Source organism: Serratia inhibens (genome assembly GCF_003591175.1).
GTDB lineage: Bacteria > Pseudomonadota > Gammaproteobacteria > Enterobacterales > Enterobacteriaceae > Serratia > Serratia inhibens.
Genome location: NZ_QYYG01000002.1, coordinates 556,561 through 577,247 on the forward strand (window position 1 = coordinate 556,561; position 20,687 = coordinate 577,247).

Here is a 20,687-nt window from a genome sequence, read left to right on the forward strand (position 1 = left end):
ATGTATCGGCGCAGACGGCGCTGCGCCGATACATGTATAATCCGCGCAACGAGAACAAGGAGCCAAACACGCCCATGAATGCAGAATCATCCAACCAAACGCAAAACGTTGACCATCAGGAAATCGCCAAGTTCGAGGCAGTGGCCTCACGCTGGTGGGATTTGGAAGGTGAATTCAAACCGTTGCACCGTATCAACCCGCTGCGGTTGAACTATATCCTGCAACGCGCCGGCGGCATTTTTGGCAAAACGGTGCTCGACGTGGGTTGCGGCGGAGGCATTTTGGCGGAAAGCATGGCGCGCGAAGGCGCTCAGGTGACCGGGCTGGACATGGGCACCGAGCCGCTGCAAGTCGCCCGACTGCACGCGCTGGAAAGCGGCGTGAATGTCACTTATGTGCAAGAAACGGTGGAGAGCCACGCACAGGCCAACCCGCAAGGGTACGACGTGGTGACCTGCATGGAAATGCTGGAACACGTTCCCGATCCGGCTTCGGTGGTGCGCGCCTGCGCTCACTTGGTGAAACCGGGCGGTCATGTGTTCTTTTCCACCATTAACCGCAACACCAAAGCCTGGCTGATGGCGGTGATCGGGGCGGAATATATTCTTAAGATGGTGCCTCAGGGTACGCATGACCATAAGAAGTTCATCCGCCCTTCTGAACTGATCGGCTGGGTCGATGGTACGCCGCTGCGCGAAAAACACATGATTGGCCTGCATTACAATCCCGTCACCGACCATTTCAAACTTGGCCGCAACGTTGATGTGAACTATATGGTACATACTCAACACGAAGGGTAAGCATTTCAGCCCGCACCGGGACCGGCTCCGCCGGATCCGGTGCGTATCGCCATCCGAATAAATGCCCGATTTGCGACTTTCGATCAAAATCGCCGTTGTAAACAGTTTTTAAGAAAATTAAATCAGATCAATATCACGTTTTTTTCTAACGTTTAATAAAGCGGCAAACGATCACGTTTTTGCAAATCTAAGGAAATTCTTATCACGCTTATTGACAAGCTTGTCGCCCCAGTCACAGCGCGCACTCACAGCCGAAAGCCAAATTTCACCCCCAAGTTATCCACAAAATAGGCCGGTTTTGTTCACTTGCAAACGCCCTGTTTTCTCACTATCTTGTTACCTCACCGACATACAACCCCTATATGTAGTGTTTACATACTGAACAGAGCGACTACACTTCAGTACGGGCGAATCATACGGACAACCACATGAACCAAAGTCTGCTTGTAACTAAACGCGATGGCCGCAAAGAGCGCATCAACCTCGACAAAATCCACCGGGTCATCGACTGGGCGGCGGAAGGTTTACATAACGTCTCGGTATCTCAAGTAGAGTTGCGTTCCCATATTCAGTTTTATGACGGCATCAAAACCGCTGATATTCATGAAACCATTATCAAAGCTGCAGCCGACCTGATTTCGCGCGACGCGCCGGACTATCAGTACCTGGCAGCACGCCTGGCCATCTTCCACCTGCGCAAAAAAGCTTACGGCCAATTCGAGCCGCCAAAGCTGCTCGCTCACGTGGCGCGCATGGTAGAAATGGGCAAGTACGATAAGCATCTGCTGGAAGACTACAGCTCTGAAGAGTTCGAGCAGATGGACTCCTTTATCGATCACTGGCGTGATATGAACTTCTCCTATGCCGCCGTCAAGCAGCTGGAAGGGAAGTATCTGGTGCAGAACCGCGTCAGCGGCGAGATCTACGAGAGCGCTCAGTTCCTGTATATCCTGGTCGCCGCGTGCCTGTTCTCCAACTATCCGCGCGAAACCCGTCTGGACTACGTTAAACGTTTCTACGACGCGATCTCCACCTTCAAGATTTCGCTGCCTACGCCAATCATGTCCGGCGTGCGCACCCCAACCCGCCAGTTCAGCTCTTGCGTGCTGATCGAGTGCGGCGACAGCCTGGATTCCATCAACGCCACCTCCAGCGCCATTGTGAAATACGTTTCGCAACGTGCCGGTATCGGCATCAACGCCGGCCGCATCCGTGCGCTGGGTAGCCCGATCCGTGGGGGCGAAGCTTTCCATACCGGCTGTATCCCGTTCTACAAACACTTCCAGACCGCGGTGAAATCCTGCTCTCAGGGCGGCGTGCGTGGCGGTGCTGCCACCTTGTTCTACCCGATGTGGCATCTGGAAGTGGAAAGCCTGTTGGTGCTGAAGAACAACCGTGGCGTTGAAGGCAACCGCGTACGTCACATGGACTACGGCGTGCAGTTGAACCGCCTGATGTACCAGCGCCTGATCAAGGGCGAAGACATCACCCTGTTCAGCCCGTCTGACGTGCCGGGCCTGTATGACGCGTTCTTCGCCAATCAGGACGAATTCGAACGTCTGTACACCCAGTACGAAAAAGACGACAGCATCCGCCAGAAACGCGTGAAAGCGGTTGAACTGTTCTCACTGATGATGCAGGAACGCGCCTCTACCGGCCGTATCTACATCCAGAACGTTGACCACTGCAACACCCACAGCCCGTTTGATCCGCAGATCGCACCAGTGCGCCAGTCCAACCTGTGCCTGGAAATCGCCCTGCCGACCAAACCGCTGGATGACGTCAACGACGAAAACGGCGAAATCGCGCTGTGTACGCTGTCTGCCTTTAACCTCGGCGCCATCGAAAGCCTCGACGATCTGGAAGAGCTGGCTACCCTGGCGGTGCGTGCGCTTGACGCCCTGCTGGACTACCAGGACTATCCGATAAAAGCCGCTTACCGTGGCGCCATGGGCCGCCGTACTCTGGGTATCGGTGTGATCAACTACGCCTACTATCTGGCGAAGAACGGTGTGCGCTACTCCGACGGCAGCGCCAACAGCCTGACCCATAAAACCTTCGAAGCCATCCAGTATTATCTGCTGAAGGCATCGAACCGTTTGGCTCAGGAACAAGGCGCCTGCCCGTGGTTCAATGAAACCACCTATTCGCAGGGCATCTTGCCGATCGACACCTACAAGAAAGATCTGGATACGATCTGTAGCGAGCCGCTGCATTACGACTGGGAAACCCTGCGTAAAGAGATCAAGGAAACCGGTCTGCGCAACTCCACCCTGTCTGCGCTGATGCCTTCGGAAACCTCGTCGCAGATTTCCAACGCCACCAACGGCATCGAGCCGCCGCGCGGCCACATCAGCATCAAAGCGTCGAAAGACGGCATTTTGCGCCAGGTGGTTCCGGAGTATGAGCGTCTGAAAAACGAGTACGAACTGCTGTGGGAAATGCCGAACAACGACGGTTACCTGCAACTGGTCGGTCTGATGCAGAAGTTTATCGACCAGTCGATCTCTGCCAACACCAACTATGACCCAAGCCGTTTCCCGGCCGGCAAGGTGCCGATGAAGCAGCTGTTGAAAGACCTGCTTACCACCTACAAGTTTGGCGTCAAGACGCTGTACTATCAGAACACCCGTGATGGTGCGGACGATGTGCAGGAAGATATGTTGCCGGCCAAGGGCGGTGATGACGACTGCGAAAGCGGCGCCTGCAAGATCTAATGTTTGACACAGCGGGCCGGAACTCTTCCGGCCCCTTCATTTAGCCACGTTACGATGGATTCAGGCTTATGGCTTACACCACATTTTCTCAGAAAAAAAACAACCAGTTGCTGGAGCCGATGTTCTTCGGCCAGTCGGTTAACGTCGCGCGTTTCGATCAGCAAAAACATGAAATCTTCGAAAAACTGATTGAGAAACAGCTGTCCTTCTTCTGGCGTCCGGAAGAAGTTGACGTGTCCCGCGACCGTATCGACTATCAGGCACTGCCGGAACATGAAAAACACATTTTCATCAGCAACCTGAAGTACCAAACGCTGCTGGATTCCATTCAGGGCCGTAGCCCGAACGTGGCCCTGCTGCCGCTGATTTCCATCCCGGAGCTGGAAACCTGGGTGGAAACCTGGTCATTCTCTGAAACCATCCACTCGCGTTCTTATACCCACATCATCCGTAACATCGTCAACGATCCGGCGCTGGTGTTTGATGACATCGTCACCAACGAAGAGATCCTCAAGCGCGCGAAAGACATTTCCGGCTATTACGACGATCTGATCGAGATGACTGGCTACTATCACCTGTTGGGTGAAGGCACCCACCAGGTCAATGGCAAAACCGTCACCGTTAACCTGCGGGCGCTGAAAAAGCAGCTGTACATCTGCCTGATGAGCGTGAACGCGCTGGAAGCCATCCGCTTCTACGTCAGCTTCGCCTGTTCGTTCGCCTTTGCGGAACGCGAGCTGATGGAAGGCAACGCCAAAATCATCAAGCTGATCGCCCGTGACGAAGCGCTGCACCTGACCGGCACCCAGCACATACTGAATCTGATGCGTTCCGGCGCCGATGACCCTGAGATGGCGGAAATCGCCGTTGAGTGTCAGCAGCAATGCTACGATCTGTTCGTGCTGGCCGCCCAGCAGGAAAAAGAATGGGCGGAATACCTGTTCCGCGACGGCTCGATGATCGGCCTGAACAAAGACATTCTGTGCCAGTATGTGGAATACATCACCAACATCCGCATGCAGGCGGTTGGCCTTGGCCTGCCGTTCGAAACCCGCTCTAACCCGATCCCGTGGATCAACGCCTGGCTGGTGTCCGACAACGTTCAGGTTGCGCCGCAGGAAGTAGAAGTCAGCTCTTATCTGGTTGGTCAGATCGACTCGGAAGTGCATGCCGACGACCTGAGCGACTTCGAACTGTAAGCGATGGCATCACCTCTCATCACACTGCGTGCCACAGGCACGCAGTTATCCTGCCCGAAAAGTGAAAGCTGCCTGCTCGACGTACTGGAACTGCACGACGTGCAGGTAGAATACCAATGCCGCTCCGGCTATTGCGGCGCCTGCCGCCTGACATTGGTAAAAGGTGAAGTGGCCTATCACCAACAGCCGCTGGCGTTTATCAATGACGGCGAGATCCTGCCCTGCTGCTGCATGCCGCTGACGGACATCGAGCTGGAAATATAATTTTCAACAATATTCTTCAGTTCCCCCGAATATGCCCCATGACTTTCGCGTTGCAGCTAGGCGGCAAGGGTGTAAATCCCCAGGAGCTTACTTGGGTAAGTGACTGGGGTGCACACCTGCAGCCAACAACGCTGCAGCTTGAAAGGCGACGGGCATGAATAACAAAATAGTAATACATACAACAGTTAACGAGTGAAACACATGCTTTAACCGCATGCTTGCCTCCTTGCTGTGAAGGGGCTACCATAACGGTGTCTAGGCGTTAGGGCAGCCCCATTCTGATTGAGAGTCAGTTTGGGGCTTTCACTTATCCGCCTTGCCACACAATGCTCAAGACGAACAGTCTCAAGCACCCGCAGCGATTGTAACAGCCTGTCCCAATCAAGATAACCCCTTATAATATTATGATTAATAAGGGATATATCATTAAACCTAACGATTCCTTACTCGATAATCTCCACGATCTCCAGCCAGCCGTTTTTGCCGCACACCTGTTCGCCGTTCAGCCAACGCCGCAGCATGTCGAGCGCCAGCATCGCCACCGACTCCTGCCGCAGACGCAAGCCATGGCGCGCCGACCGGTAACGTACCGTCTGGCCGATCCCCCCTTTCGGCGTGTGCAACGCAACGCTCACCCGATCGTCACTCATCGCACTGACCGCCAGCGCCAATTGCGCGCCCGCCAGCTCTGCCAGCGAACGGGCGCGGGCCAACGTGGTTTCCAGCGTTTCCACACAGTGCGACGGCAACAACTCGCCGCCGGCCAGCGGTGCGCCTTCGCTCTGCAATTGCAGATTGATCAACCCGGCGCTGAACTGTTCGCTCAGCGCCAGCTTCAACCCTTGTTGGGTTAACCGCTGCGCCAGCGTCGCCGGCAAGCCTATCGTGCCTTCGAAAATGGTGTTCTCACCCGCCACCTGGTGCACTCGCTCCCACGCCTGTTCCATAGCCGCTCGCTGGGTCTCCGGGCCGGTCAGTTTCAGTTCAATGATCGGGCTGGAAGAGCGGTAACCGAGCACCACTTCCGGCGGCAGCGGCATGCCGTCCAACTCGGCGGCCAGATCGCTCTCCGAAGTGCCAAAAGTGGTTAAGCGCAGGCACAGCGGCGGTGCCGGCAGGGGAAAACGTTGGCGCAGGCGCGGAACGATTTGCTGCTCGACCATCACTTTGAATTCAGAAGGTACGCCGGGAGTGAAGAACATCGTGCACTTGTTCAGCTTGAGCGCAAAACCGCAGGCGGTGCCAACCGGGTTATCGAGCATTTCGGCGTTAGCCGGGATCTGCGCCTGTTTGCGGTTTGAAGCCGCCATCGGCCGGCCACGCCCGGCAAAATAGGCCTCGATGCGCGCCATCCATTCAGCATGCTCAACCAGCTCAACGCCGCAGGCGGTAGCCGCCGCCAGCGCGCTGAGGTCATCGCTGGTCGGCCCCAGGCCGCCGTTAACGATCAGAACATCAGCGATATGGCTTCGTTCCTGCAACGTTTCGATCAAAGAGGAGAGACTGTCCCCCACCGTTTCACGACCGCTCATCGGCATGCCCTGCTGGAACAGATAGTCTGCCAGCCAGGCGGCGTTGGTATCTATAATTTGCCCGTGCAGCACCTCATCGCCGGTGCTGAGCATCTCCACTCTTAACATTGATCTCTCCCTTATTTCCGATCATTCCACTATAGAAGCCTGTAAATAAGTTTTCACTATGCATCACAGGTTAATTTCTGCTGAGGGCATTTTGCGGTTTCCTGCGGCCTTAACCATTGTAAATATTTCATTACACCACCCGTAACGCCTGTTTGACACGAAATAGTCAATCAACTATCCTGCCGCCCTCGGAATGAGTTACCTATAATTTCCCCAAATCTTTGACGGGTAGAGAAAAAAGTGAAGAATCGCACTCTGGGCAGTGTTTTTATCGTGGCAGGCACCACCATTGGTGCCGGGATGCTGGCGATGCCACTGGCGGCGGCCGGCGTAGGTTTCGGCGTCACGCTGGCCTTGCTGGTCGGGCTGTGGCTCTTGATGTGTTACACCGCGCTGTTGCTGGTGGAGGTGTATCAGCATGAAGAGGCGGATACCGGTCTGGGTACCCTGGCGAAACGCTACCTCGGCGGTGGCGGCCAATGGCTGACCAGTTTCAGCATGATGTTCCTGATGTACGCCCTGACCGCCGCCTATATCAGCGGTGCGGGTGAACTGCTGGCAGCCAGCATCAGCCAATGGACCTCACAGGATTTCCCCACCACGCTCGGCGTATTGCTGTTTACCCTGATTGCTGGCGGCGTAGTCTGCATCGGCACCCATTCGGTCGATCTGTTTAACCGCATTTTGTTTACCGCTAAAGTGGTGTTTCTGATCGTCATGCTGGGCCTGATGCTACCGAATATTCACCGCACCAATCTGATGACGTTGCCGCTGGAACAGGGGCTGGCGCTGTCGGCCATCCCGGTCATTTTTACTTCCTTTGGCTTCCACGGCAGCGTGCCCAGCATCGTTAACTATATGGGCGGCAACATCCGCAAACTGCGCTGGGTGTTCATCATCGGCAGCGCCATTCCGCTAGTGGCTTATATATTCTGGCAATTGGCCACGCTGGGGAGCATAAGTTCTACCACCTTCGTCGGCATTCTGGCGCAACAAGCGGGGCTGAACGGCCTGTTGCAGGCGGTACGCGACGTGGTGGCGTCACCGCATGTAGAGTTGGCGGTACATCTGTTTGCCGATCTGGCGCTGGCCACTTCGTTCCTTGGCGTGGCGCTCGGATTGTTCGATTTCCTGGCCGATTTATGCAAACGCCAGAACAACGTGCGCGGCCGTCTGCAAACCGGGGCCATCACTTTCCTGCCGCCGCTGGCGTTCGCTCTGTTCTATCCGCGCGGCTTTGTATTGGCTCTGGGATTCGCCGCCATTGCGTTGGCGGTGCTGGCGCTGTTGCTGCCGTCATTGCTGGTATGGAAGACGCGTCAACGGCATCAGGCGCAATACCGCGTCTGGGGCGGCACGCCGGCGCTGGCGCTGGTGTTTGTTTGCGGGATTACGGTGATTGCCATTCAACTGGGCATTGCCAGCGGCATACTGCCGGCGGTGGGGTAATAGATTTATCAGTAACACAAGGGGGCCAGTTGGCCCCCTTTTTGTTTCTATCAGAAGCTCAGACCGACTCCAACATACGGGCCATCGGCAAGCGTGTTGTCACGATGCCCGTCTTTCCCTTCCATCTTTATGTAGCGGTAACCCACATCCACGCTGAGCGGGCGGAAAACATTCCAACGCAGGCCGCCGCTGGCCTCGTTATACGCCTTCACGCCGCTGGTCAGCGAGTCCGGTGCAAAATAACCTTCGCCATGCAGGCTGAAGTAACGGCTGATAGCCCAGTCCAGGCCGCCGCCCACCGCCAACGCGCCACCGTTATCGCCGTCTTTCGGGCTCAGGTAAAGCGCCTTGCCACCTACAGTCGCGGTCAACGGCCCCAGCGGCAGACCGAAATTCAGCCCCAGGCTGCCGACGTTGCCGTCGTGATCGCTGCGCGCCCAGTTGCCCGACAACCCCAGCCCGGTGCTACCGGTGTCTTGGCCGAAGCCGAGGTTGGTGTAATGCTGCCCGGCCTCGCCCGACAGGCTGATAGCGCTCGCCGTACCGGTCACAAACAGCATACCCGCTGCGCACGCGACCAAAGTTTTTTTCATCATGTTTCCCTCTCGTTTTTCATCCGTTCAGAATGATCTGAACCAACCCGCAATAATACGTCCCCGAGTTTATACCAAAATACAACGAGTCTTTTAGGGATAACGGCTGAAAAATCCTTCTGATATCAGATAATTGTAAAGTTTTGCAAGTAAAAGGCGAATTCACGCTGACGGCGTCAACGATAACTCAGACCTATTTGCCGTCGTCGCCCAATAGATCTACAAATAGTAATGGCATTAATCAAAATCCGGAGAGAACCCCAGCAAAACCATCATGATGAACGCTTAAGCCACCCGAGCATTAACTCAAGGGCAATACGATAAGGAGCAAGTGATGAGCAAGAAAGGATTGACCACAGCGGCCGGCGCCCCGGTTGTCGATAACAATAATGTGATCACCGCAGGCAAACGCGGGCCGATGCTGCTGCAAGACGTCTGGTTCCTGGAAAAGCTGGCCCATTTCGATCGCGAAGTGATCCCCGAGCGCCGCATGCACGCCAAAGGTTCCGGCGCCTACGGCACTTTCACCGTCACCCATGATATTACCCAATACACCCGCGCAAACATCTTCGCTGAAATCGGCAAGCAAACCGACATGTTCATCCGCTTCTCCACCGTAGCCGGTGAGCGCGGCGCAGCAGACGCCGAACGCGACATTCGCGGCTTTGCCATGAAGTTTTACACCGATGAAGGCAACTGGGATCTGGTAGGCAACGACACACCGGTATTCTATCTGCGCGATCCGCTGAAATTCCCCGATCTTAACCACGTGGTAAAACGCGATCCGCACACCAACCTGCGCAACCCGGTGTACAAATGGGATTTCTTCTCCCATCTGCCGGAGTCCCTGCACCAATTGACCATCGATTTCAGCGATCGCGGCATCCCGAAGTCCTATCGCCATATGCACGGCTTCGGTAGCCACACCTACAGCTTTATCAATGCCAATAACCAGCGTTTCTGGGTGAAATTCCACTTCCGCTGCGAACAGGGCATTGAAAACCTGATGGATGACGAAGCGGAAGCGATCATCGCCAAGGATCGTGAAAGCTCGCAGCGCGACCTGTTCGACGCGATCAAGTTCGGTGATTTCCCTCGCTGGAAGCTGCAAATCCAAATCATGCCTGAACACGAAGCCTCGCAGACGCCCTACAACCCGTTCGATCTGACCAAGGTATGGCCGCATGGCGACTACCCGCTGATCGACGTCGGCTTCTTCGAACTGAACCGCAACCCGGACAATTATTTCTCAGAAGTTGAACAGGTGGCGATGAACCCGGCCAACGTGGTGCCGGGCGTCAGCTTCTCGCCGGACAAAATGCTGCAGGGGCGCCTGTTCTCATACGGGGATGCGCACCGCTACCGCCTGGGCGTTAACCATCACCAAATCCCGGTTAACGCCGCCAAATGCCCGTTCCACAACTATCACCGCGACGGCGCGATGCGCGTGGACGGCAACAGCGGCAACGGAGCGACCTACGAGCCGAACAGCTTCGGTCTGTTCCAGGAACAACCGGATTTCAGCGAACCGCCGTTGAGCCTCGAGGGCGCGGCCGATCACTGGAATCACCGCGAGGATAAGGATTATTTCAGCCAGCCGCGCGCACTGTTCAACCTGCTAAGCGCCGAAGAACACCAGCGCATGTTCACCCGTATCGCCGGTGAGCTGTCGCAGGTGCCGGAACAGATCCAACGCCGTCAGGTCGATCTGTTTACCCAGGTGCACCCGGACTACGGTGCCGGCGTGGCCAGGGCGCTGGGGCTGAAATAATCCCCATAGCCGCACGCGCCATTAACCTGATTGATTGAAACCTATAGTTTCATGAATATTAAGACGATACATAAAGCACCGAACTATTCTGCGTCGGTGCTTTATTTTTTCGAAAACGAAGACGTTTAGAGCAACGCCCTGCTATCGATTAGAAGGCGTTCCGCTCCCAACTCAACACATAAAACCAACGAATGTTTTCATTAACATCCAGGATGTTTCCCGCACGGACGCCCCGTCGTACGCAATGACGAAAATAATTTAATAATACAATAAATACAATAAGTTAAATAAAAACACACTACTAACCAGTAGATGGACGTATGCATTTTCGCAAGAAAAAAATGCATAAAAATCGCCCTCATCACTTCAATTGTGACGAATATCTAATGATTCGAATAAAAAACAAACATTATCTTTACCTCTTGTGCACATCTTTGAGAGATATACCGGTGCCTGATGTCAGGCATACCTACCCTACAAGAGGATAAACTCGATGAAACTGAAAAAAATTAGCAAGAAATCGACGAAGAAGCTGGGCGGCGCCACCTGTGGCTAACCTGTGCCAATAACAGGCAGGGCCAGTCATAAGCACCGGCCCTGCATCCCGCATAAAAGGAAAATGACATGGATAAAAACTACCAAACCACCCCCAAGTTCGTTCACAACCTCTGGACCACCAATGAAGACGACGAATATTATCTTCGCTTTACGGCGGGACTTTACGAAGTAGAAAAAGAAGATGCGCGGGATTTTTATAAAATACGCAGTTATTGCACCGGACATAACACCGTCGCAGAAATCTCAAATAAAACAAACCTCCCCGTTCAACGTATCGAAGAAATGGTCGCCTCTCTTCACGAAATAGGAATGGTGAGAAATGAGATAAAGCCGGCCAACGAAGATCTACTGAATAAAACCATGCAAGCTTGCGAAATGTGGGCCGAGCAGGTTGAAGAAACGCATTTATTCAACAAATTCCTGTATGGCGACACCAACCGAAACGTCCTTATCGGTTTTTTCCTGGAAACCTATCATTATATAAAAGCATTCCCTTCCATCATTAACGCCGCGCTTGATAACACAGACGACCCTGAACTCAAAAAGATCCTCACCGAATACAAGCAGCAAGAAACCGGGCATGAATCCTTCATATTATCGACCTTACTGAAATTGGGCATGAAACAAGCCGAAGTGGAAAGCTCAGTGCCTTTGGTCTCAACGCTCAATTTAATCAGTATGATAAGCGACCTGTTCAGAATGCATCCCAGCACCGTCTTTCTGATTGCCAAGGTCATCGAGTCTCACGATTTTGACCAGGCAGAAGTCACCAATGCCATTCAGGATATAACGCGGCACTATGAGCTGGCGCCCGGCACCCTTGAGCCCTTCTTCCAACACTCACAAATAGACTACGAACTGGGCCATTCACAGCTGCTCGACAAACATAGCCATCTGGTCAGCCTCGCTGATCTAGAAGAAACTTCTTTCATTTTGAACGCGATACATGACATAAAACATGCTATCGACCTTCAGTGTCTTGAAATAGAAGAGTACTACTCAAAAGAAGGCAACTATATTCCTCGTCAACGGGTCGATTACTTCGGTATATAAGCCATGTTTCCCATTCTGCTCTCTGCGCTCACCTCCGGCATTTCGATGGCAGTATTCTTTACTGCCATCGCCTGGTTTATAGAGAGCACATTCAACTCCAGCCTGCTGGTTTCTGTCGTGCTGTCGTCAGGATATATCGTCACCTTTTTTGCTCTCCCCTCTATTGCTCACCTGACTGACAAAACAACCTGTAAAAAAATGCTTAATATCATTTACGCTGTGGGTGCCCTCAATGCCCTGGCATTTTTGGTGATAAATCCCGCCGGGCAAGGCGCATGGCTTTCATTTACCGTCATTTTGTTATCGACATCGGTATTTACGCTAATACGGGCGTCCGACCAGGTGATCCGCTCCACCTACATGAAAAAGGTGTTGCCCGAACATAACCTGTACCACGCCAACCGACTGCTGGAAATGGTCAGACAAGGGATAACCTTTCTTTCCGGCGGGATTGCATTTTTAATCCTGCAGGACAAATCCATCCAAAACGTTTGTCTGATAGCCCTGTTCTGCTTCTCTCTTTCATTACTTATCAACCGCTACATTCCCCGCGACAAGATCAATGAGACGGGAGAATCAACAGCAGCGGCCCCCAAAAAACTGACGATGTACCATAACGGTTATGTCTTCTTTCTTGGCGAGAAAAAGCGCATTATCGAACTGCTCTCCTTGTTCCCCTACATTTGCGTTGTCTTTTTAAACGCATTATATCCTGCATTGTTTACTCGCATCGGTGCCCCCGTCAGCGCATACGCCATTCTCGTCGTCCCCTACGGGCTGGGCGCGATTGCAGGCAGCATGTTGAATTCCCAGCCTTGGGTGCCGTCCTTAAAATCCGCGTATGTTATCTTTGGCGGCGGGTTCATTATCGGGTTGCTTTTGCCCTTATTATTCAAAAGTCTTCCCGCCGTCTACGCCTGCCTTTTTGCGATCGCGTTCTGTCATTCCCACATCCGGGTAAGAAGAAATACCCTGATCATGACCCAGGCGGAAAGCAAAGAACTGGCCCGCATTCTTGCATTCAATGAAGTGTTGTTCATTTGCCTATCCACAGTGCTGGGTCTGGGATTGAGCCTGATAGCCGACCGGCTGGGCTTTTGGTTGGCCTGGGAGATCGTGATTGCCCTGAATCTGATGGTGCTGTTGCTGATTGTCCTGACGCCGGGTCCGGCGACCCAGCCCTCTACACCAATGGAAAGCGCTCAGGAAAACGAGCGCTGACTGGCGGAGCTGAGTAAAAAAATCGGGGCCAGTCATTCCCAATACGGCTGTTCTGCATTTATCCCACGACCTGAAAATCACATTCCGATCCGTGGTTCCTATACGGTGGAACCCTGCTCCGCTACCCATTGCTGCAGCAAACGGCGCGAAATCTTGATACCGCCGTTTTTCAGCTCGTCGGGTAAAGCGAACAGCGCCGTCGGGCGCTGGAAATTGGCCAGCTTGCCCTGTGACCACGCCAGCAGCGTGTCCAACGCCAGAGGCGATTCGCTGTCGATCACCGCCACCGGCCGCTGTCCAAACTCCGCATCTTCCACCGGTACCACAAACGCCTGCGTAATCTGCGGATGCTCCATCAGCACGCGTTCAATATCCTCCGGTTGCACACCTTCCCCCCCGCTGAAAAACAGGTTATCCATCCGTCCGATAATTCGCAGCTCCCCCTGTTCCATCACGCCGCGATCGCGGGTATGAAACCAGCCTTGCTCGTCGGCCAGCGGCTGCAAAGCACCGCGATGCCAGTAGCCCAACGCCAGGCTCTGCGCGCGGATCCACACTTCCTCATCCACCAGTCGGATTTCACGGCCGGCCAAGGGTAACCCAACGCCCGGCCGCGTATCGGCGCGCTTGGCGCAGACCGTAGAAGCCAGTTCGGTCAGACCATAGCCGCACCAACAACGAATACCCGCTGCCTCCGCCTGTTCGGTCAGCGCAACCGGGATCATCGCCCCGCCCAGCAGTACCTCTTTTAGCCTCAGATCTTCCAGCGGCTGCGCCAACAGCCGCCACAGCTGCGTCGGCACCAGCGAGGCATGAGTGCAGCCCGCCAATGCGTCGGCCAAGGGGGATATATCACGCACCACCAGCGTGGCACCCGCAGCCAGCCAGCGCCAGACAATGCCCTGGCCGGATACGTGAAACAGCGGCAGGGAAAGCAACCAACGATCCTGCGACTGAAAATCCATCAACCGCAACACCCCTTCCGCGCTGGCTAAATGCCCGGCGCCGTTATGCCCGGCGGCCTTTGGCATACCGCTGGAGCCTGAGGTCAGCGTCAGCGTCGCCAGCCGCTGCGGATCCCAGGTGGGCAAAGCCAGCCAACGCGGCTCGGTAGAGGGCGGGGTCAACGGAATCAGAGCGGCCGACAACGCCGGCAAAGGCTCCGGGCTGAAGACAAAAGCCATATCCAGGTCGGGCAACAGCCTGTCCAGCAGAGAAACGGGCAAGGCCGGGTTCAACGGCAACAGCCGCGCACCGCACTGCAGCAGCGCCAGATAGGCCAGCAACAACGGATAGCTGTTCTTGCCACACAGCGCAACACCACTGCCGGGTTCAACACCCTGATGCTGAAAATCGGCCGCCAGCTCATCCACCTGGCGTTGCAGTTCCAACCAGTTGACCGGCTGCCGGCCGACAATCACCGCCGTCGCCTGCGGTTGCCGCTGCGCCCAATGTCGCCACGGCCAATCGTTCAACTGCGCCATAGGCATTCCATCGCTTGCAGATCCTGCAACGGCAGGCGGCTGCCCGGCCAACGCCGCAGCAACTGCGCCTGCATCAAATCGAGCGTATCCAGCCCGGGAACGGTGGCCGGCGTCAGCCAGTGCGCGATGCGTGCCAGTTGGGTCAGCCCCAGACTGGATTCGAGGCTGGAACTGATCACCGCCGTCAACCCTGCCGCATGGGCCTGCTCCACCAGAGCCTGACAGCGGCTCAGGCTGCCGACCAGCGTGGGCTTGATCACTATCGCCGCCACGCCCGGTTCGGCCTGCACCACAAAATCCGCCTCGCGCACGCTCTCGTCCCAGGCGATGGCAATACCGGTCGCCAGGGCGAAATCCCGCGATTCATCACGGGTTTGGCAGGGTTCTTCGAGAAAGGCGATGCGATCGCGCAGCGCCGGATTGACGTATTTGGCGAAACCCTCGGCTTTGGCACGGGTCCAACTGCGGTTGGCGTCCAGCCGCAAGCGCAAATCCGGCAGCGCCTCCAGCAGCACGTTAACGATCATGCCGTCGCGCACCGCCTCATACAGCCCAACCTTCACCTTGGCGACCTTCTCGCCCGGCAGCGCGCTCAACACGTCGAACAATTCATCGGGATCGCCGGTGCACAGCGGCGCTTTGCGGTAGTCGGCCTGCAACGGGAGCCGTTGTGCCAACTCCGCCAGAGCGCAACTGGTGCCGAACGCCACCGAAGGCAGCGGACTGTCTGCCGGCAACGGCCCTGCCTGCCAGCCCTGCAGCCAGGTCAGCGTAGCCTGTTCGGCTTCGGCCAGCGTTTCCTGGCTGAACTCCGGCAGCGGCGCAATCTCGCCCCAACCTTCCTGCTCGCCCTGCCGCAGATGAATCAGCAGGCCATCGCGGGTTTTCAGCCGCTGGTTACGCAGCACCACTCCCGCCTCCATCGGCAGGCGGTAACGGTAAACCGCGGCGTTGCGGATCGGCGCGTTCATTACGGGTTACGCTTGAATTTGCTGAAGTCCGGCCGGCGCTTTTCGTTAAACGCGTTGCGCCCTTCCTGGCCTTCGTCGGTCATGTAGAACAGCATGGTGGCGTTGCCCGCCAACTCTTGCAGGCCCGCCTGGCCGTCACAGTCGGCATTCAGCGCCGCTTTCAGACAGCGCAGCGCCATCGGGCTGTTCTGCAGCATTTCGCGGCACCAGCGCACGGTTTCTTTTTCCAGATCCGCCAGCGGCACTACGGTGTTGACCAGGCCCATATCCAGCGCGGCGGCGGCGTCATACTGGCGGCACAGGAACCAAATCTCACGCGCTTTCTTCTGGCCGACGATGCGCGCCATGTAAGAAGCCCCCCAGCCGCCGTCGAACGAACCGACTTTCGGGCCGGTCTGGCCAAAGATGGCGTTGTCCGCCGCAATGGTCAGATCGCACATCATGTGCAGCACATGGCCACCGCCGATCGAATAACCGGCCACCATTGCCACCACCGGTTTCGGGCAGGTGCGGATCTGGCGCTGGAAGTCGAGTACGTTCAGGTGATGCACGCCACTGTCGTCCTGATAGCCGCCGTAGTCGCCGCGCACTTTCTGATCGCCGCCGGAACAGAACGCTTTATCGCCGGCACCGGTGAGAATAATGGTGCCGATACCGTCGTCGTAACGGGCATTGGCCAGCGCTTCCAGCATCTCTTTCACCGTATGCGGACGGAACGCGTTGCGCACTTGCGGGCGGTTGATGGTGATTTTAGCGATGCCGTCGGCGGATTTGTGATACAGGATATCCACGAAATCACCGGAGCAATCCTGCCAGTCGATGGCGGCATACAGTTGTTCTTCATTCGGATAAAGCATGATCGGTTCCTTTAACCAGGGTTAACGAGAAAGGACTGCAGCTCGGCGACGAAATCCTGCGGGTTAGCCAGGTGCGCATTGTGTCCGGCCTGCGGCACGGTGCGTAACGGTAACCCGGCGTCGCGCGCCAGCCGTTGAAATTTGGGGTCATTTTCGCCGCACAGCACCATCAGCGGTACAGTCAATTGCTGCAACTGCGGCGCCAGATAAGGCTGTTGCCCCAATGAAGTGGCTTGCAGCATGTCAGCCACCGCCGGGCCGTTGTTGTCGGATCGGGCGGTGATCAGCGCATCGCGATGTACGCCGCTGAGTTCGGTAAATACCGGCTGTTGATACCAGTCCGCCAGCACCTCGGCGATCGGCTGATGCCGGAAACGTTCTGCCCAGGCGGCGTCCTGCATACGGCGTTGGCTGCGCAACGCCTCGGTGTCCAGCCCCGGATTGCCGCCCTCGACAATCACCCCCAGCAGGCCGTCAGTTTGACCATGGCAAGCGTGATACATGGCGATGCGCCCGCCCAGCGAATAGCCCACCAGCCAATAGCGTTCGATGTCATGCATCTGCAGAGTGGCGCTGATTTGCGCGCTGATATCGTCAAAACCGCGGCACGCCACGGCAACCGAATCGCCGTGACCGGGCAGATCAATGGCCAGCGACGGCCACTCCGGGCAGTGCGCGGCGATCACCCGCCACTCATTATTGTTACCCAGCAGACCGTGCAGCCAAATCAGCCAAGGGCGGTCCGGTTCGCCCCGTTGTAAAATACGTGTCGCCAGCATCATTGCCCCGCCATTTGTTGCACCAGATGCCGCAATGTCTCGGCGCCGTCGCTCGGCGGCACCTGCAGCTCAATCAACGTAGCGCCGCCGTGGCGCCAACCTTGTTCAACCGCCTGCCGCAGTTGCCCCCAGTTTTCCGGCCGCGCATAGTTCAGTTGGAACATCGCCGCTGCATGGCTGAAATCCACGTCCTGCGGCATGCAGTAGAAACGCTGGCGATCTTCTTCCGGCGTCGGCAACAGTGAAAAAATCTGGCCGCCGTTGTTATTCACCACAATCAGCACCGTGGGTGCAGAACACTGCCGCAGCAGCGCCAACGCATTCAGATCGTAAAGCGCAGAGAGATCCCCCACCACCGCCAGCGTCGGTTTGGCCGTTGCCCGTTGTACGCCTGCGGCGGTAGAGATAAGGCCGTCGATACCGCTGGCGCCGCGATTGCTGAACACGGGATAACCGGCCGGCAATCGGGTCAAGGCGTCAATCAAACGTACAATCAGGCTGTTGCCGAGGAACAGTTGGCCGTTTTCCGTCAGCAGCTCCGGCAGACGGTGCGCCAACTGCGCCTCGCCAAAACGGTTCACCAGATAGCCGGAGACGGCGTCCAGAGCGCGATCCGCCAGTGGCGCCAACGCTTCGGCCCAGGGGGAGCGCGGCTGCGCCGGATGCAGTTCGAGCCATTGCGCCACGCAGGAGCGGATGCGGCGGCCACGGTGATGCGCCGGGTCGAGCCGGCCCGGCAACTCATCGATCAGCCAATACTCCTGCGGCCGGCATTGCTCCTGCCATTGCAACAGGCGTTTGCCGGTCAGGCTGCTGCCAAATTGCACCACCAACTGCGCGTCTTGCAAAATGCTCTGCGCCTGAGGCTGAGCCAGCCATAAATCGGCACAGGGCAGCGGCTGGCCGGTCTGGGACAGCACATCGCCAATCAACGGCCAGCCCAACGTTGCTGCCCAGTGAGCCAGCTGTTCTCCCTCTTGCGCGCTCATGCGCCCCGCCACCACCACGCCGCGTTTTTGCCGCCAGGAGAACCAATCCGGCTGTTTCAGCACCTCATGGGGATCCATTTCCCGCAGCCAGGGCTGGTTGCCTTGCCACCAGTCGCCTAGTGCCGCCGACCAATCGGCGTAATGTTGTTCATCGCCGCCGTACAACGGTTCGGCAAACGGGCAGTTGATATGCAAAGCGCCGTGCTGCAAGCGCGCCATGGCGCTGTCGACGGTGGATGCCAGCCAACTGGCGGGGATATCCGGCGTCGGGCGCGGCAGTTCAATGCTCAGCGCCGGATGGCTGGCATAAAGGCCGGTTTGGCGGATCGCCTGATTGGCGCCGCAGTCGATCAGCTCTGGCGGCCGATCGGCGGTGATAAACACCAGCCGTTCACCGGTCAGCCCGGCTTCAATCAGCGCAGGATAGAGATTTGCGGCGGCGGTGCCGGAAGTGACGATCACCGCCACCGGCTCCCGCGACGCTTTCGCCAGGCCAAGCGCCAGATGGCCCAGCCCGCGTTCATCAAAATGGGTATGACAGACAAAAGACCTGTTAGCCGCCGCCGCCAGTGTCAATGGCGTAGAGCGCGAACCCGGAGCGATGCAAACATGCCGCACTCCATGCCGGGCCAGCGCTTCCAACAACAACGCCGCCCAGCGGCGATTAAAAACACTTGTCGACATAATTCGCTCACAAGTCGGTTAACAGACATCAGCCATCGGCACCCGCTATTTAGCGGCATGCCAAAAATTATGTTCTGTATTATATGAGTAGTTATCTCTACGACTTTTGCGCCAGCGCAAAAACGCCGTATATCCTTGTGACTTTATGGCAGACAATTCCTTGATTTAAAACAAAAAACAAACAAATATACCACAAGTTATTTACATCCCCCCACGCTTGTCGCCCAACAATCCCGTGCAATAAATAGGGCTATTCACTCCGAGTAGCCGGGTTGCAACAAGGTCAACAGCCCGGCGGCCTTGTTTTCGACTTCCTGCCACTCTTCGGCGGCATCGGAACCGGCCACAATACCGGCACCGGCGTAGAGCCTTAGCCCTTCCTCCTCTAACTGTGCGCAGCGTAGTGCAACGCAAAACTCACTGAGGGAAGAGGAAAGATAGCCGGCCGATCCGGCGTACCAACCGCGGGAGAAAGGTTCATGTTGCAGGATAAACTCGCGCGCAGCCTGACGCGGCAACCCGGCCACCGCCGCCGTCGGTTGCAGCCGCTGCAGGCAATCGGCGTCGTCAGCGTGATTGAGCTGCCCTTCGATACGGCGCCGCAAATGCTGCACCTTACGCAAGCGCACCACTTCCGGCGGCAGCACGTCCAGAGAATCGGCCCCTCCTTGCAGACGCTGGCAGATATCGTCCACCACCAGCAGGTTCTCATGCCGGTTCTTGGCGTCACCCTGCAACCACTGCGCCAGCGCCTGTGCGCGCTGTTGATCGGGATGATTGGCTACGGTGCCCGCCAACGCTTCGGTCAGCAATTGCAGGCCATTTCGCCGGTACAGCCTTTCCGGGCTGGAACCGAGAAATGCGGAATGTGCATCAAATCTCAGCATAAAGTGGTAGCATCGGTGATTCACCCTACGGCTGGCATCCATCATCGCCGGCGCGGACAGCGGGCCATTCAGCGTCAGCAACGTGCTGCGCGCCAACACCACCTTTTCCATCTGTTGCCGATCGATCGCTTTCAGCGCTTCTTGCAACATGATTTCCCATCCGGCACGTGCCGGTTGATGCTGCACCTTGTTCACTTTAGCCTTTAATGGCGCGATTGGCCGTGCGGCTACCACCTTTTCCAACCAGCGGTCGGCTGCGTCCGCATCGTCACGCAGCGAACTTTCGGAAAACAGATTAAGCGTTAGCTGGGCTTCACCTTCGCGGCTCAGCATTTCCAGACGCGGCAAAAATAAATGCGCGGTGCCGTCAAAGGCGTTCAGCCCCCATATGCGCACGCCCTGGTGCGCCCTGATAAACGCCTGAGCCTGTTCCGGCTGCGTAAACAGACGCAGCGCGCCACAGGCCGCCGCTTCTTCATGACCGTCGCGATGGAGCCAGTAAAACTGCGGGAATGCCGGCTGCGCCGCCAGCCACTCCAGTAAGGTGGCGGCCAGCGATGCAGGCACGGGAAGTGAAATCTGGCGGAAACCGCCCCCAACGGAAATAGGGGATTCAAGCTGCCGGCGCAATCGCCTCAGCAACCCCGAAAGTTGTTCCACGGCCACCTCAATAACCAAACTCAATGTAGGGGATTATACGGGAAATCAAGGCTGCACGGCGGAAAAATACCGGCGTTAAGTCAAAGTTCATGCTCAAAAAATTGTTTATAA

The 20,687-nt window shown here is 56.4% G+C and carries 16 protein-coding genes; 8 read left to right on the plus strand and 8 right to left on the minus strand.

Translation table 11 applies throughout. The features are described 5' to 3' along the window. Positions 1 to 74 precede the first annotated feature (74 nt). From ubiG to yfaE, 4 genes are all read left to right on the plus strand, one after another. A complete protein-coding gene (ubiG, locus tag D4100_RS11665; protein WP_006317933.1) occupies positions 75 to 800 on the plus strand; it encodes a bifunctional 2-polyprenyl-6-hydroxyphenol methylase/3-demethylubiquinol 3-O-methyltransferase UbiG in 726 nt (241 codons plus the stop codon). Between the two features lie 428 nt (positions 801 to 1,228). Further along, the gene (gene nrdA, locus D4100_RS11670) at positions 1,229 to 3,517 is read left to right on the plus strand and encodes a class 1a ribonucleoside-diphosphate reductase subunit alpha (RefSeq protein ID WP_006317934.1); all 2,289 of its coding nucleotides are present in this window, start codon (positions 1,229 to 1,231) and stop codon (positions 3,515 to 3,517) included. 68 nt (positions 3,518 to 3,585) lie between these two features. Then, entirely contained in the window at positions 3,586 to 4,716 is a 1,131-nt protein-coding gene (gene nrdB / locus D4100_RS11675) for a class Ia ribonucleoside-diphosphate reductase subunit beta (protein WP_006317935.1), read from the plus strand. A gap of 3 nt (positions 4,717 to 4,719) precedes the next feature. Further along, positions 4,720 to 4,980, plus strand: a complete 261-nt coding sequence (gene yfaE, locus D4100_RS11680; protein WP_004947170.1) for a class I ribonucleotide reductase maintenance protein YfaE — start codon at positions 4,720 to 4,722, stop codon at positions 4,978 to 4,980. A 443-nt stretch (positions 4,981 to 5,423) separates the two neighbouring features. On the opposite strand, the gene D4100_RS11690 is transcribed toward yfaE, so the two are convergent. Then, positions 5,424 to 6,620: a nicotinamide mononucleotide deamidase-related protein YfaY gene (locus D4100_RS11690; RefSeq protein WP_119804412.1), complete on the minus strand. Its 1,197-nt coding sequence runs from the start codon at positions 6,618 to 6,620 to the stop codon at positions 5,424 to 5,426. Positions 6,621 to 6,860: 240 nt separating this feature from the next. On the opposite strand from D4100_RS11690, the gene tyrP reads away from it, so the two are divergent. Then, a complete protein-coding gene (gene tyrP / locus D4100_RS11695; protein WP_006317939.1) occupies positions 6,861 to 8,069 on the plus strand; it encodes a tyrosine transporter TyrP in 1,209 nt (402 codons plus the stop codon). Between the two features lie 50 nt (positions 8,070 to 8,119). Here the strand turns inward: tyrP and D4100_RS11700 are convergent, their stop codons facing one another. Beyond that, positions 8,120 to 8,662: a YfaZ family outer membrane protein gene (locus D4100_RS11700; RefSeq protein ID WP_119804413.1), complete on the minus strand. Its 543-nt coding sequence runs from the start codon at positions 8,660 to 8,662 to the stop codon at positions 8,120 to 8,122. 334 nt (positions 8,663 to 8,996) lie between these two features. On the opposite strand from D4100_RS11700, the gene D4100_RS11705 reads away from it, so the two are divergent. The 3 genes from D4100_RS11705 (at position 8,997) to D4100_RS11715 (ending at position 13,265) form a co-directional block, all read left to right on the plus strand. After that, positions 8,997 to 10,433 (plus strand): catalase, encoded by a 1,437-nt coding sequence (locus tag D4100_RS11705; RefSeq protein WP_006317948.1) that lies wholly within the window; start codon positions 8,997 to 8,999, stop codon positions 10,431 to 10,433. Between the two features lie 624 nt (positions 10,434 to 11,057). Next, the gene (locus D4100_RS11710) at positions 11,058 to 12,044 is read left to right on the plus strand and encodes an iron-containing redox enzyme family protein (protein ID WP_119804414.1); all 987 of its coding nucleotides are present in this window, start codon (positions 11,058 to 11,060) and stop codon (positions 12,042 to 12,044) included. A gap of 3 nt (positions 12,045 to 12,047) precedes the next feature. Then, a complete protein-coding gene (locus D4100_RS11715) occupies positions 12,048 to 13,265 on the plus strand; it encodes an MFS transporter (RefSeq protein ID WP_119804415.1) in 1,218 nt (405 codons plus the stop codon). Positions 13,266 to 13,363: 98 nt separating this feature from the next. On the opposite strand, the gene menE is transcribed toward D4100_RS11715, so the two are convergent. The 6 genes from menE to menF all read right to left on the minus strand — a co-directional run bounded on the left by menE (position 13,364) and on the right by menF (position 20,576). Continuing rightward, positions 13,364 to 14,749, minus strand: a complete 1,386-nt coding sequence (gene menE, locus D4100_RS11720; protein WP_119804416.1) for an o-succinylbenzoate--CoA ligase — start codon at positions 14,747 to 14,749, stop codon at positions 13,364 to 13,366. Next, positions 14,737 to 15,720: an o-succinylbenzoate synthase gene (gene menC, locus D4100_RS11725; RefSeq protein ID WP_006317954.1), complete on the minus strand. Its 984-nt coding sequence runs from the start codon at positions 15,718 to 15,720 to the stop codon at positions 14,737 to 14,739. Before menC ends, menE begins: the two co-directional genes overlap by 13 nt. Continuing rightward, positions 15,720 to 16,577 (minus strand): 1,4-dihydroxy-2-naphthoyl-CoA synthase, encoded by an 858-nt coding sequence (gene menB / locus D4100_RS11730; protein ID WP_006317955.1) that lies wholly within the window; start codon positions 16,575 to 16,577, stop codon positions 15,720 to 15,722. Before menB ends, menC begins: the two co-directional genes overlap by 1 nt. An 11-nt stretch (positions 16,578 to 16,588) precedes the next feature. Then, positions 16,589 to 17,359: a 2-succinyl-6-hydroxy-2,4-cyclohexadiene-1-carboxylate synthase gene (menH, locus tag D4100_RS11735; protein WP_119804417.1), complete on the minus strand. Its 771-nt coding sequence runs from the start codon at positions 17,357 to 17,359 to the stop codon at positions 16,589 to 16,591. After that, a complete protein-coding gene (gene menD / locus D4100_RS11740; protein ID WP_119804418.1) occupies positions 17,356 to 19,029 on the minus strand; it encodes a 2-succinyl-5-enolpyruvyl-6-hydroxy-3-cyclohexene-1-carboxylic-acid synthase in 1,674 nt (557 codons plus the stop codon). The genes menH and menD overlap by 4 nt, the downstream gene beginning before the upstream one ends. 254 nt (positions 19,030 to 19,283) lie before the next feature. Continuing rightward, on the minus strand, positions 19,284 to 20,576 hold the full coding sequence (gene menF, locus D4100_RS11745) for an isochorismate synthase MenF (RefSeq protein ID WP_119804508.1): 1,293 nt from the start codon (positions 20,574 to 20,576) through the stop codon (positions 19,284 to 19,286). Between the last annotated feature and the right edge of the window lie 111 nt (positions 20,577 to 20,687).

What these genes read in the sequence shown, in the direction of transcription:
- ubiG (WP_006317933.1), top strand. Translation starts at nt 75, where the DNA reads ATGAATGCAGAATCATCCAACCAAACGCAAAACGTTGACCATCAGGAA.
- nrdA (WP_006317934.1), top strand. Translation starts at nt 1,229, where the DNA reads ATGAACCAAAGTCTGCTTGTAACTAAACGCGATGGCCGCAAAGAGCGC.
- nrdB (WP_006317935.1), top strand. Translation starts at nt 3,586, where the DNA reads ATGGCTTACACCACATTTTCTCAGAAAAAAAACAACCAGTTGCTGGAG.
- yfaE (WP_004947170.1), top strand. Translation starts at nt 4,720, where the DNA reads ATGGCATCACCTCTCATCACACTGCGTGCCACAGGCACGCAGTTATCC.
- D4100_RS11690 (WP_119804412.1), bottom strand. Translation starts at nt 6,620, where the DNA reads ATGTTAAGAGTGGAGATGCTCAGCACCGGCGATGAGGTGCTGCACGGG.
- D4100_RS11700 (WP_119804413.1), bottom strand. Translation starts at nt 8,662, where the DNA reads ATGAAAAAAACTTTGGTCGCGTGCGCAGCGGGTATGCTGTTTGTGACC.
- D4100_RS11705 (WP_006317948.1), top strand. Translation starts at nt 8,997, where the DNA reads ATGAGCAAGAAAGGATTGACCACAGCGGCCGGCGCCCCGGTTGTCGAT.
- D4100_RS11710 (WP_119804414.1), top strand. Translation starts at nt 11,058, where the DNA reads ATGGATAAAAACTACCAAACCACCCCCAAGTTCGTTCACAACCTCTGG.
- D4100_RS11715 (WP_119804415.1), top strand. Translation starts at nt 12,048, where the DNA reads ATGTTTCCCATTCTGCTCTCTGCGCTCACCTCCGGCATTTCGATGGCA.
- menE (WP_119804416.1), bottom strand. Translation starts at nt 14,749, where the DNA reads ATGGCGCAGTTGAACGATTGGCCGTGGCGACATTGGGCGCAGCGGCAA.
- menC (WP_006317954.1), bottom strand. Translation starts at nt 15,720, where the DNA reads ATGAACGCGCCGATCCGCAACGCCGCGGTTTACCGTTACCGCCTGCCG.
- menB (WP_006317955.1), bottom strand. Translation starts at nt 16,577, where the DNA reads ATGCTTTATCCGAATGAAGAACAACTGTATGCCGCCATCGACTGGCAG.
- menH (WP_119804417.1), bottom strand. Translation starts at nt 17,359, where the DNA reads ATGATGCTGGCGACACGTATTTTACAACGGGGCGAACCGGACCGCCCT.
- menD (WP_119804418.1), bottom strand. Translation starts at nt 19,029, where the DNA reads ATGTCGACAAGTGTTTTTAATCGCCGCTGGGCGGCGTTGTTGTTGGAA.